This window comes from Streptomyces sp. NBC_01481 (assembly GCF_026339995.1).
Lineage (GTDB): Bacteria > Actinomycetota > Actinomycetes > Streptomycetales > Streptomycetaceae > Streptomyces.
The window spans coordinates 1,697,528-1,710,158 of record NZ_JAPEPT010000001.1 but is presented as its reverse complement, the minus strand read 5'-3'; the positions used below and the strand labels follow the sequence as shown (position 1 = coordinate 1,710,158).

The 12,631-nt window shown below is 70.6% G+C and carries 11 protein-coding genes; 8 read left to right on the top strand and 3 right to left on the bottom strand.

Annotation, left to right across the window (positions count from 1 at the left end):
- Positions 1 to 91 precede the first annotated feature (91 nt).
- From OOK40_RS07860 to OOK40_RS07850, 3 genes are all read left to right on the top strand, one after another.
- On the top strand, positions 92 to 859 hold the full coding sequence (locus OOK40_RS07860) for an ABC transporter permease (protein ID WP_266477640.1): 768 nt from the start codon (positions 92 to 94) through the stop codon (positions 857 to 859).
- 93 nt (positions 860 to 952) lie between these two features.
- Positions 953 to 2,071, top strand: a complete 1,119-nt coding sequence (locus tag OOK40_RS07855; protein ID WP_266477639.1) for a hypothetical protein — start codon at positions 953 to 955, stop codon at positions 2,069 to 2,071.
- A 4-nt stretch (positions 2,072 to 2,075) separates the two neighbouring features.
- Positions 2,076 to 3,068: a heme A synthase gene (locus tag OOK40_RS07850; protein WP_266477637.1), complete on the top strand. Its 993-nt coding sequence runs from the start codon at positions 2,076 to 2,078 to the stop codon at positions 3,066 to 3,068.
- Here OOK40_RS07850 and OOK40_RS07845 read toward each other — a convergent pair.
- From OOK40_RS07845 to OOK40_RS07835, 3 genes are all read right to left on the bottom strand, one after another.
- On the bottom strand, positions 3,054 to 4,157 hold the full coding sequence (locus tag OOK40_RS07845) for an amidohydrolase family protein (RefSeq protein ID WP_266477636.1): 1,104 nt from the start codon (positions 4,155 to 4,157) through the stop codon (positions 3,054 to 3,056). The genes OOK40_RS07850 and OOK40_RS07845 overlap by 15 nt on opposite strands.
- 65 nt (positions 4,158 to 4,222) lie before the next feature.
- Complete coding sequence (locus tag OOK40_RS07840) at positions 4,223 to 4,552, bottom strand: hypothetical protein (RefSeq protein WP_266477634.1); 330 nt, start codon at positions 4,550 to 4,552, stop codon at positions 4,223 to 4,225.
- Between the two features lie 76 nt (positions 4,553 to 4,628).
- Positions 4,629 to 5,576, bottom strand: coding sequence for a heme o synthase (locus tag OOK40_RS07835; RefSeq protein WP_266477633.1), 948 nt, complete (start codon positions 5,574 to 5,576; stop codon positions 4,629 to 4,631).
- Positions 5,577 to 5,928: 352 nt separating this feature from the next.
- Between OOK40_RS07835 and tkt the strand changes: the two genes are divergently transcribed.
- The 5 genes from tkt to pgl are packed head-to-tail and all read left to right on the top strand — an operon-like array spanning position 5,929 to position 12,526.
- Entirely contained in the window at positions 5,929 to 8,034 is a 2,106-nt protein-coding gene (gene tkt, locus OOK40_RS07830; RefSeq protein WP_266477631.1) for a transketolase, read from the top strand.
- A gap of 34 nt (positions 8,035 to 8,068) precedes the next feature.
- On the top strand, positions 8,069 to 9,187 hold the full coding sequence (tal, locus tag OOK40_RS07825; RefSeq protein ID WP_266477629.1) for a transaldolase: 1,119 nt from the start codon (positions 8,069 to 8,071) through the stop codon (positions 9,185 to 9,187).
- 5 nt (positions 9,188 to 9,192) lie between these two features.
- Complete coding sequence (gene zwf / locus OOK40_RS07820; RefSeq protein ID WP_266477627.1) at positions 9,193 to 10,725, top strand: glucose-6-phosphate dehydrogenase; 1,533 nt, start codon at positions 9,193 to 9,195, stop codon at positions 10,723 to 10,725.
- Positions 10,722 to 11,747, top strand: coding sequence for a glucose-6-phosphate dehydrogenase assembly protein OpcA (opcA, locus tag OOK40_RS07815; RefSeq protein WP_266477625.1), 1,026 nt, complete (start codon positions 10,722 to 10,724; stop codon positions 11,745 to 11,747). Before zwf ends, opcA begins: the two co-directional genes overlap by 4 nt.
- The gene (gene pgl, locus OOK40_RS07810) at positions 11,744 to 12,526 is read left to right on the top strand and encodes a 6-phosphogluconolactonase (protein WP_266477623.1); all 783 of its coding nucleotides are present in this window, start codon (positions 11,744 to 11,746) and stop codon (positions 12,524 to 12,526) included. Before opcA ends, pgl begins: the two co-directional genes overlap by 4 nt.
- The last annotated feature ends 105 nt before the right edge of the window (positions 12,527 to 12,631 follow it).

Sequence of the window (12,631 nt, the reverse complement as noted above, 5' to 3'; positions counted from 1 at the left end):
ACCGGGGGTCCGGCCCGCGGCGAAGCCGCTATGGGGCACAGCGTCCCCCGGGAAGACACAGCCTCGAACTGACCGGCAAGGAGCTGCGCTGATGAGCGCCGGTACGTACACACCGCGGCCCGGCGCCGCTCCCGTCGGTCGGATGATCGCGGCGCAAGCCGCGTTCGAGACGAAGATGCTGCTGCGCAACGGCGAGCAGCTGCTGCTCACCGTGATCATCCCCTCGCTGCTGCTCGTCCTCTTCTCGACGGTCGATGTCGTCGACACAGGCGGCGGCGAGCCCGTCGACTTCCTGGCCCCGGGCGTCCTCGCGCTGGCCGTGATGTCCACCGCCTTCACCGGCCAGGCCATCGCGACCGGCTTCGAGCGGCGTTACGGAGTGCTCAAGAGGCTCGGCGCGTCGCCGCTCCCCCGCTGGGCGCTGATGGCCGCGAAGACCCTCTCCGTACTGGTCACCGAGGTGCTGCAGATCGTCCTGCTGACGGTCATCGCCTTCGGGCTCGGCTGGTCGCCGCACGGAAACCCCTTCGCCGTACTGCTGCTGCTCGTCCTGGGCACCGCCGCCTTCTCCGGCCTCGGTCTGCTGATGGCCGGAACGCTCAAGGCCGAGGCGACGCTCGCCGCGGCCAACCTGGTCTTTCTGCTGCTCCTGGTGGGCGGCGGGGTGATCGTGCCGCTGGACAAGTTCCCGGAAGCGGTCGCGTCGGTGCTCGCGCTGCTGCCGATCTCGGCGCTCTCGGACGGACTGCGCGACGTGCTCCAGCACGGCGGGGGAGTGCCGTGGGGCGATCTGGGCATCCTCGCCCTCTGGGCGGTGCTCGGACTCGGTGCGGCCGCCCGGCTGTTCCGCTGGGAGTAGCTCACGCGGCATCCGCCGACTCACGCGTCTTCCGCCGGGACTGACTCACGCGCCAGTATGAGCCTGCCAAGATCCGCACGGTGGGAGGCGTCGATGGAGCGGACTGCCGCACTGCGACTGGACGCGGAATGGACCAAGGTCAGGTCCCGCCGGGCCGGCGTCTCACCCCGCGAACGCGAGCGCATGCTCACGGATCTCATCGCGGCGCTCGCCCCGCACGCCGAGGACGACCTCTCGCTCACCGCCCGGCTCAGCCTGCGCTACGGCGATCTCGCCCGGCACCACTTCGACACGGGCCGCCGCGCCGAGGCCGTGAAAGCCATCCGCGAGGCCGTCCGGCGCTGCGAAGAGCCCGCCGGGCACGACGACGAGCACGCCCGCTGGTACGCCAGGGCGCTGATCAGCCAGGCCGTCTATCTCGCCGAGCCGCTCAGCGACGAGCTGGGCATGCCGCGGTACGCCTTCCTCCCGGACGGCGAGCAGCCTCCCCCCGAAGACCACGCGGACGGCCATGCCGCGCTCGCCGCCACCCTGCGGGCCATCGAGGTCTGGGAGCGCCTGGACCGGACCGACCCGCAGAACCGCGAGGGCCTGGCCCAGGCCCATGTCTTCCTCGGCGACCGTCTCGAGGAGCTGGGGCAGCCGGCCGACGCGGCGGCCTGGGCGGTGCGGGCGGAGCGTGAGTTCCACGCCCTGTGGTCGGCCCCCGACGCGCGCGAGCCGACGCATGCCGCCGCGCTGGAGCATCTGAGCGACCAGCTGGAGCGCAGGCTGCGGCGCTGCCCCTTCGAGGGCGGGCTGACGCGGCTGCGCTCGGAGGGACTGCTTCCGCAGCGGCTGCTGCCGCTCGCGGTGGTGGCGGCGCGTATCGAGGGCATCGAGCCAGACGCGATCGCCGAGGGTCTACAGCTGGACGGCACGGAGGTACGGCGGATCCTGCGTGCGCGGTCCTGGCGGGCGGTGTGGCGGTTCGACGTACGCGACGGAGCCGACGGGTCCTGGACCCCGATGCGGCACCCCTGGCGCGGCACGGACGCGGTGACGGACCGCAGCGCTGAGGCGGTCGCGGCGGAGCTGACGGATGCGTTTCTGCACTCGCCCGACCGTCCGCCGCCGTCGGTGCCGTGGCGTATCGCGGTGTGGTGGGAGGAGGAGGACCGCCTCGACGGCTCGCGCTACCGGCGGACGTACGCCCCGGCACCCCCCTCGTGAAAACATGCACAAGGCCCCGCTTACGATAGGGCGCGTGCAAACCCCCCTCGCCTATATCGCCCAGCGCTGGACGCCCACCCCGCAGACCGTCCGGCGTGCCGCGCTCTCCGCCGTCGTGATGAGCGTGGTCATCATCGTCACCGGCGGCGCGGTCCGGCTGACCGGATCCGGCCTCGGCTGCGACACCTGGCCCAAGTGCACGGACGACAGCCTCTTCGCCACGCCCGAGCAGGGCATCCACGGCGCGATCGAGTTCGGCAACCGGATGCTGACGTACGTCCTGTCGGCCGCCGTCGGCTGGGCGATCGTCGCGGCGAGCGCGGCGAAGCCGGTGCGCCGCGGGCTGTCCCGGCTGGCCTGGTCGCAGTTCTGGATCGTCATGGGCAACGCCGTCCTCGGCGGCATCACCGTATGGGCGGGCCTCAACCCCTGGACCGTGGCGGGGCACTTCCTGCTCGCCACCGGGCTGCTCACGGTCGCCGCGGTCACTTGGCAGCGGGCCGGCGAGGGTGACGGCACAGCCCGCCCGCGCGTCCCGCGCCCGGTGCGCAAGCTGTCCTGGGCGATCGTCGTCACCTCCGCGCTGCTGATCGCGCTCGGCACCTCGGTGACCGGCTCCGGCAAGCACGCGGGCGACAGCAGCGATGTTCCGCGTATGCCCTGGGACTGGGCGAACGCCGCGCACGTCCACGCGATCGCCGCCTGGGTCGTCTGTGCGCTGGCCGTCGCGATGTGGCTGGTGCTGCGTGTGGTCGACGCCCCCGACGACACGCGGGCACGCGCCCGCGATCTGCTGATCGTGCTGCTCGCGCAGGGGGCGATCGGTTACGTCCAGTACTTCACGCATGTCCCCGAGGCCCTGGTCGCCGCCCATATGCTCGGCTCCGCGCTGATGTGGATCGCGGTGGTGCGGCTTGCGCTGAGCCTGCGCGAGCGTCCGGAGACGACGGCGGCCCAGGTCCCGGTCCAGGGCGACTCCGCGCTATCGCATGCCTGACAGCGCGTTGTCCGACAGTCCGTAGACGCGGCGGGCATTGCCCGCCGCGATCATCCCGGCGACCCGGTCCGCGTCCGTACGGGACCAGGCGCCGTCGCCGACCCAGCCGTCGAGCACCCGCGCCAGCGCCTCCTTGAAGATCCGCGCGCCCACCACATGCAGTTCGGGCAGCCCGCGCGCGCCGCTGGAGAAGAGCAGCTTCCCGAACGGCGCGAGTTCCAGGATCTCCGCGAGCACGGCCGCCGCCCGCGCCCCCGTATGCACGAGGGCGGGCCCCAGATCGGCGTACACATGCGGGAACACGCTCGCCAGATGTGCGGCGTGACGGTGGTACGGATAGCCGTGCAGCAGCACCAGATCGGTGCCGAGACCCGCCGAGGCGGCCGCGAAGCCGGTCATCAGCATCGGGTCCTCCACGCCGACATGCAGCTGGAGCGGCAGTCCCGAGGCGACCGCGATCCACAGCAGATGCCGCACCAGCACCGGATCGGTGAGCCTGCCGCCGACCTGCCGTCCGGCCAGCCAGCGCCCTGCGGCCCCGCGCACCTCCCCCGGGCCCGGCGGCTCCGGGGCCAGGGCGAGCCCGTGCCCGACGGCCGCGACCGAGGTGAAGGCGACGGCGGAGGCGGCGGCCCCGTGCACGGCCTCGGCGAGGTTCGCGAGGAAGCTGTCGACGGTGCCGGAGGTGTCGGCGACCTGTTCCGCGAGCAGTTCGAGGCGCACGATCTCCCGCGCCTCGGCCGCGCCCGCGGCGGCGATCTCGGGCGGCCCGGTGAGATCCCCGGGCAGTCCCGTGTCCACCAGATAGGTGGAGATCCCGCTGCCTCTCAGCAGGCGTCTGCCCGCCTCCAGCACCCCCAGCTCGCGGCGGCGGGCGAGATAGTGGGCGGGCGGGCAGTGCGGCTCAAGACCGAGCAGCGGCGGGCACCAGCGCCGCACCGCGAAGCCGGTCTGGGTGTCGAAGAACGTGGTGCCGGGTGCGGGCGGCCCGGCGGTCCTGCCCAGGTGCGCCTCGAAGGTGCCGAGGCCCAGCTCGGTGCGGAGCACGCCGTGGCAGTACTGGTCCACGAGGGTCGGGGTGTCGATCATCCGGGCTCCCAGTCATGGACCGTGTTTCCACAGACCTAACGGGTGACACCCCGACGAGGTGTTGCTCAGCCGTTGGACGGACCGCCGAGCTGGATGCCTGCCATCCGGCTCCACTCGTACGGACCGGTGCGGACCTTCGCGGCGAACTCGCCGTCGAACGACTCGTGCAGCGTGATCCCGGCCTTCTCGGCCGCGGCCTCGGCGACGGAGTGGTTCGGCGCGACGAGGTCGCCCCAGCCGCCGTCCTCGCCGACGAGCACGATGCGGGTGCCCATCTGGCCCATGTAGGCGAGCTGCCCCTCGGCGCCGCCGTGCGCCTTGGAGAACGCGCCGATCTGCTTGGCGAGCCTGGCCGCCCTGCGCTCTGCCTGCTTCGCCTGCTTGGTGTCTGCCATGCCGCAATGCTACTCGGCGGGCAGGTGACGGGCGGGGCTGGCCTTGGCCACTGCCCCGCCCGTCGGAAGGTCGAGCTCAGCTCAGGAAGGGGTCGATCGCGACGGCGACGAAGAGCAGCGACACATAGGTGATGGACCAGTGGAAGAGCCGCATCTCCTTGAGCTTGCCGCCCGTCTCGCCCGCCTTGGCACGGTTCTGCAGGGAGTGCGCCTCCCACAGCCACCAGCCGCCCGACACCAGCGCCACCGCGGTGTAGAACCAGCCGGTGTAGCCGAGCGGCGTGAGCAGCAGCGAGACCGCGACCATCACCCAGCTGTAGAAGACGATCTGGCGGGCGACGACCCGGTTGGAGGCGACGACGGGGAGCATCGGAACGCCCACGCGCGCGTAGTCCTCCTTGACCTTCATCGACAGCGGCCAGTAGTGCGGCGGCGTCCAGAAGAAGATGACGAGGAAGAGGATGACCGCGGCCCACGACATCGAGTTGGTGACGGCGGACCAGCCGATGAGGACCGGCATGCAGCCCGCGATGCCGCCCCAGACGATGTTCTGTGCGGTGCGGCGCTTGAGGATCATCGTGTAGACGATGACGTAGAAGAGCAGGGCGCCGAGCGACAGGGCGGCGGACAGCCAGTTGACCAGCAGCCCGAACCAGAGCGTGGAGACGACGGCGAGTACGAGGCCGAAGACCAGGCCCTCGCGCGGCGACACCATTCCGGTGACCAGCGGGCGCTGGTTCGTGCGGTCCATCAGCGCGTCGATGTCGCGGTCGATGTACATGTTCAGCGCGTTGGCGCCACCCGCGGACAGGTAGCCGCCGATGCACGTCGTGAGCACGAGCCAGAGGTCGGGCACATCCTGCGCGGCCAGGAACATCACCGGAACGGTGGTGATCAGCAGCAGTTCGATGATCCGCGGCTTGGTCAGCGCCACGAATGCCTTGACGCGGGCCCCGAACGGCCGATGGCCCCCCGGGCTGGGAGTCAAGACGACCCCTGCGGGTCGGGACTCGACGGCCGTCACGCACACCCCTGACAGAGAAAATCCCAGCAAGCTCCCGGAGTGAAGACCGGTAAAGACTTGCGCGTACCACGCCACTCTAGACGTTGCCCAGACACCGATCTTCGCGGGGGTGGCCTCGTGTTGAGCGGTGACCGGGCGGCGCGCGTATACATCGCCGACAGGCGGGGACCCGGCTGTCGCGGCACCCTGGCTGTGTCCGGCGTTTTGAATGGCGAGCACTCGAAAAGCCGGGCGTTGCTCCGGGGGTAGGCTCGACATCGCGACGCCACGGGTCCTGAGACCGGGCGGCCGCAAGCCCGGTGCTTCCGTCGTCACCGGGATACGAACATGTGGAGAGGAGCCCTGACCCAGGGTGAGCACCAAGCCGACCACCACAGACCTCGAGTGGACCGATCTGGACCAGCGGGCCGTCGATACCGTCCGCGTCCTGGCCATGGATTCCGTACAGAAGGTCGGCAACGGCCACCCCGGTACGGCCATGAGCCTCGCGCCCGCCGCGTACGTGCTGTTCCAGAAGCTGATGCGGCACGACCCCGCCGACGCGGACTGGACCGGCCGCGACCGCTTCGTGCTGTCCGCCGGGCACTCGTCGCTGACGCTCTACATCCAGCTCTACCTGGCCGGGTACGGCCTGGAGCTCGAGGACCTGAAGGCCTTCAGGTCCTGGGGCTCCAAGACCCCGGGCCACCCGGAGTACGGGCACACGACGGGCGTCGAGACGACGACCGGCCCGCTCGGCCAGGGTGTCGCCAACGCGGTGGGCATGGCCATGGCCTCCCGCTACGAGCGCGGCATGTTCGACCCGGACGCCGCTGCGGGCACCTCCCCGTTCGACCACACCATCTGGGCCATCGCCGGTGACGGCTGCCTCCAGGAGGGCATCTCCGCGGAGGCGTCCTCGCTGGCCGGGCACCAGAAGCTGGGCAACCTGGTGCTGCTGTGGGACGACAACCACATCTCCATCGAGGGCGACACGGAGACGGCCGTCTCCGAGGACACCCTCAAGCGGTACGAGGCGTACGGCTGGCACGTCCAGCGCGTCGAGCAGCTGCCGAGCGGCGACCTCGACCCGGCAGGTCTCTACCGGGCCCTGAAGGCGGCGCAGGCCGAGACGGAGCGCCCCTCCTTCATCGCTGCCCGCTCGATCATCGCCTGGCCCGCCCCGCACGCGCAGAACACCGAGGCCGCGCACGGCTCGGCGCTCGGCGACGAGGAGGTCGCGGCCACCAAGCGCGTCCTGGGCTTCGCCCCGGACAAGAGCTTCGAGGTCTCCGAGGCCGTCCTCGCGCACACCCGTGAGGCGCTCGACCGCGGCCGTGAGGCGCGGGGCGAGTGGGAGAAGACCTTCGCCGCGTGGCGTACCGCCAACCCGCAGCGCGCCGCCGAGTTCGACCGGATCCGCGCGGGCGAGCTGCCCGCCGGCTGGGAGGAGAAGCTGCCGGAGTTCGAGACCGGCAAGGGTGTCGCCACCCGCGCCGCCTCCGGCAAGATCCTCCAGGCGCTGGGCGCGGTCATCCCCGAGCTGTGGGGCGGCTCCGCCGACCTGGCGGGCTCGAACAACACCACGATCGACAAGACGTCCTCGTTCCTGCCCGACGGCAACCCTCTGCCGGGCGCGGACAAGTACGGCCGCACGATCCACTTCGGCATCCGCGAGCACGCCATGGCCGCGACCATGAACGGCATCGCGCTGCACGGCAACACCCGTATCTACGGCGGCACTTTCCTGGTGTTCTCCGACTACATGCGCAATGCCGTACGGCTCGCCGCGCTGATGCACCTGCCCGTGACGCATGTGTGGACGCACGACTCGATCGGCCTCGGCGAGGACGGCCCGACCCACCAGCCCATCGAGCACCTGGCCTCGCTGCGCGCCATCCCGGGCCTGAACGTCGTCCGCCCGGCCGACGCGAACGAGACCGCGATCGCCTGGCGCGAGATCCTCAAGCGCTACACCAAGGAGTTCGGCGTCGGCGCCCCGCACGGCCTCGCGCTGACGCGCCAGGGTGTGCCCACATACGAGCGCAACGAGGAAGCCGCCAAGGGCGGTTACGTGATGTTCGACGCCGAGGGCGGCAAGCCCGAGGTGGTCCTCATCGGTACCGGCTCCGAGGTGCAGCTCGCCGTCGAGGCGCGCGAGCAGTTGCAGGCCGCGGGCATCCCGACCCGGGTCGTCTCGATGCCGTGCGTCGAGTGGTTCGAGCAGCAGGACCAGCAGTACCGCGACTCGGTGCTGCCGCCGGCCGTGAAGGCGCGCGTGGCGGTCGAGGCAGGAATCGGTCTGACCTGGCACCGTTTCGTCGGTGACGCCGGTCGCATCGTTTCGCTGGAGCACTTCGGCGCTTCGGCCGACGGCAAGGTTCTCTTCCGTGAGTTCGGCTTCACTGGCGACGCGGTGGCCGCCGCCGCGCGGGACTCGCTTGAATTTGTTAGTGGGCTTGAGGCCGCGGCGCGCTGACGCCCGTATACGACAAGTAGGAGATGCAACTCTCATGACAGACGCACTCAAGCGCCTCTCCGACGAAGGCGTCGCGATCTGGCTCGACGACCTGTCCCGCAAGCGGATCACGTCCGGCAATCTCGCCGAACTGATCGACCAGCAGCACGTCGTGGGCGTCACCACCAACCCGTCGATCTTCCAGAAGGCGATCTCGCACGGTGACGGTTACGAGCAGCAGCTCACCGACCTCGCCGTGCGCAAGGTGACCGTCGAGGAAGCCGTACGCATGATCACGACGGCGGACGTCCGCGACGCCGCCGACATCCTGCGCCCGGTCTTCGACGCCACCGGCGGCCAGGACGGCCGGGTCTCCATCGAGGTCGACCCGCGCCTGGCGCACAACACCCCGGCGACCATCGCCGAGGCCAAGCAGCTCGCCTGGCTGGTGGACCGTCCCAACACCCTCATCAAGATCCCGGCGACGAAGGCCGGCCTGCCGGCGATCACCGAGGTCATCGGCAAGGGCATCAGCGTCAATGTCACGCTGATCTTCTCGCTGGAGCGCTACCGCGAGGTCATGGACGCCTACCTGGCCGGTCTGGAGAAGGCCAAGGCCGCCGGCCTGGACCTGTCCAAGATCCAGTCCGTCGCCTCCTTCTTCGTGTCCCGCGTGGACACCGAGATCGACAAGCGTCTGGACGCCCTGGGCACGCCCGAGGCCAAGGAGGCCCGCGGAAAGGCGGCCGTCGCGAACGCCCGTCTGGCGTACGAGGCGTACGAGGAGGTCTTCTCGTCGGACCGCTGGGCCGCGCTCGACAAGGCGCGGGCCAATAAGCAGCGTCCGCTGTGGGCCTCGACCGGCGTCAAGGACCCGGCGTACAAGGACACGCTGTACGTCGACGACCTGGTCGCGCCCGGCACGGTGAACACCATGCCGGAGGCCACCCTCGACGCCACCGCCGACCACGGCGAGATCACGGGTGACACCGTGCGCGGCACCTACGAGCAGGCGCGTGCCGACCTCGACGCGGTCGCGAAGCTCGGGATCTCCTACGACGATGTCGTCCAGGTCCTCGAGGACGAGGGTGTCGACAAGTTCGCCGTGTCCTGGAACGACCTGCTCAAGTCGACCGAGGCCGAGCTCAAGCGCCTCGCTCCTTCGGAGGGCTGACCACCTTGTCCGGTACTGGCGGAGCCAACCCGCTCCGTGACGCCGCAGACCGACGGCTCCCGCGTATCGCGGGGCCGTCGGGCCTGGTCATCTTTGGCGTTACGGGCGATTTGTCACGTAAAAAGTTGATGCCTGCCATCTATGACCTTGCCAATCGCGGCCTGCTGCCGCCGGGCTTCTCGCTCGTCGGCTTCGCCCGCCGCGAGTGGCAGCACGAGGACTTCGCCCAGGAGGTCCACGACGCCGTCAAGGCCCACGCCCGTACGCCGTTCCGCGAGGAGGTCTGGCAGCAGCTCATCCAGGGGATGCGCTTCGTCCAGGGCGACTTCGACGACGACGACGCCTTCGAGACGCTGAAGTCCACCATCGAGGACCTCGACAAGGTTCAGGGCACCGGCGGCAATTTCGCCTTCTACCTCTCCGTGCCGCCGAAGTTCTTCCCCAAGGTCGTCCAGCAGCTCAAGAAGCACGGTCTGGCCGACCAGACGGACGGCTCCTGGCGCCGCGCGGTCATCGAGAAGCCCTTCGGCCACGACCTGGTCTCCGCCATGGAGCTCAACCAGGTGGTGCACGAAGTCTTCCCGGCCAACGAGGTCTTCCGGATCGACCACTACCTCGGCAAGGAGACGGTCCAGAACATCCTGGCGCTGCGCTTCGCCAACACGCTCTTCGAGCCGATCTGGAACCGCTCCTACGTCGACCATGTCCAGATCACCATGGCCGAGGACATCGGCATCGGCGGCCGCGCCGGCTACTACGACGGCATCGGCGCCGCCCGTGACGTCATCCAGAACCACCTGCTCCAACTGCTCGCGCTGACCGCGATGGAGGAGCCCGCCTCCTTCGACGCGGACGCGCTGGCGGCCGAGAAGACCAAGGTGCTCGGCGCGGTCAAGTTGCCCAGGGACCTGGGCACCGGCACGGTGCGCGCACAGTACGCCGCGGGCTGGCAGGGCGGCGAGAAGGCCGTCGGCTATCTCCAGGAAGACGGCATCGACCCCAAGTCGAAGACCGACACGTACGCGGCCATCAAGCTGGAGATCGACAACCGCCGTTGGGCGGGCGTCCCGTTCTATCTCCGTACGGGCAAGCGGCTCGGCCGCCGGGTCACCGAGATCGCGGTGATCTTCCAGCGCGCCCCGCATTCCCCCTTCGACCACACGGCCACCGAGGAGCTGGGGCAGAACGCCCTGGTGATCCGGGTCCAGCCGGACGAGGGTGTGACCATGCGGTTCGGCTCGAAGGTGCCGGGCACCTCGATGGAGGTCCGGGACGTCTCGATGGACTTCGCGTACGGCGAGTCCTTCACCGAATCAAGCCCCGAGGCGTACGAGCGCCTCATCCTCGACGTCCTGCTCGGCGACTCCAACCTCTTCCCGAGGCTCGCCGAGGTCGAGCTCTCCTGGAAGATCCTCGACCCGATCGAGCAGTTCTGGGACAAGCACGGCAAGCCTCCGCAGTACCAGGCCGGTACATGGGGCCCGGTCGAGGCGGACGAAATGCTCGCACGAGACGGACGGAGCTGGCGTCGGCCATGAAGATCGACCTTACGGACACCACCTCCAGCAAGATCAACAAGGCCCTGGTGCAGGGGCGCCGGGCGATCGGCACCCCGGCCGTCGGCATGGTGCTCACCCTCGTCATCGTCACCGACGAGGAGAACGCCTACGACGCACTGAAGGCCGCCAACGAGGCCTCGCGCGAACACCCTTCGCGCACCCTCGTCGTCATCAAGCGCGTCTCGCGCTCGCCGCGCGACCGGGCCAAGGCCCGCCTGGACGCCGAGGTGCGCGTCGGCGCGGACGCGGGCACCGGCGAGACGGTGGTGCTGCGGCTGTACGGCGAGGTGGTCAACCACGCCCAGTCGGTGGTCCTGCCGCTGCTGCTGCCCGACGCACCAGTCGTAGCCTGGTGGCCGGTGAACTCGCCGAGCGACCCGTCCAACGACCCGCTGGGCACGCTGGCGCAGCGCCGCGTCACGGACACGTACGCCTCCGAGCAGCCGGTACACGAACTGACCGCCCGCGCCGAGGCCTACACCCCGGGCGACACCGATCTTTCCTGGACCAGGATCACGCCGTGGCGCTCCATGCTCGCGGCCGCCCTGGACCAGGTGATGTGCGAGGTCACATCGGTCGAGGTGGAGGGCGAGGAGTTCAACCCGAGCTGCGAGCTGCTCGCCATGTGGCTGGCCGACCGGCTGCACGTACCGGTGAAGCGGTCGCAGTCCGCCGGTCCGGGCCTCACGGCCGTACGGATGGAGACCAGCACCGGGCAGATCGTGCTGGACCGGGCGGACGGCTCGCTCGCGACGCTGTCCATCGAAGGGCAGCCGGACCGGGCGGTGGCGCTCAAGCGGCGCGACACGGCCGAGCTGATCGCGGAGGAACTGCGGCGGCTCGACCCGGACGACACCTACGCCTCGGCGCTGCGGTTCGGCGTCCACCGGCTGGCCGACGGGGATGACGACGCGGCCGACGCGCCCAAGTCAGCCAAGTCCGCCGAGAATTCCGCACCCGCGAAGAAGGCAGCCGGGGCCAAGAAGGCGGCCGCGAAGTGAGTGCACCGCAGCTCGTCGTCCACCGTGACAAAGAGCTGATGGCACAGGCCGCGGCGGCGCGCCTGATCACCAAGATCGTGGACGCGCAGGCCGCACGCGGCTCGGCGTCGGTGGTCCTGACGGGCGGCCGCAACGGCAACGCCCTGCTGGCCGCGCTCGGGGCCTCCTCGGCCCGGGACGCGATCGACTGGCCACGGCTGGACCTGTGGTGGGGAGACGAGCGGTTCCTCCCGGAGGGCGACCCGGAGCGCAATGTCACACAGGCCCGTGAGGCCCTGCTCGACAGCGTGCCGGTGGATCCGGCGCGGGTGCACGCGATGCCCGCGTCGGACGGCCCGTACGGCAGCGACGCGGATGCCGCGGCCGCCGCGTACGCCGCCGAACTCGCTGCGGCGGCGGGCCCGGAGGACCACGGCCCGGTGCCGACGTTCGACGTCCTGATGCTGGGCGTCGGCCCTGACACGCATGTGGCGTCGCTCTTCCCCGAGCTGCCCGGGGTCCGTGAGTCCTCCCGCACGGTGGTCGGCGTCCACGGCGCGCCCAAGCCCCCGCCCACGCGTATCTCGCTCACGCTCCCGGCGATCCGGGCGGCACGCGAGGTCTGGCTGCTGGCGGCGGGCGAGGACAAGGCGAAGGCGGTGACGATAGCCCTCTCGGGCGCGGGGGAGGTCCAGGCACCGGCCGCGGGAGCGCACGGCCGCAGCCGGACACTGTGGCTGCTGGACGCGGCGGCGGCGGCGGGGCTGCCGCGGGGGCTGTACCCGCCGGCGTCGCCCTGACCGGGGGTTCTCCCCCACCCCGCCCCTTCCCGTAACTGGGGGGCTCACCCCCAGACCCCCGGTACGCCCTTCGGGCGTGTCCTCAATCGCCGGACGGGCTGAAAT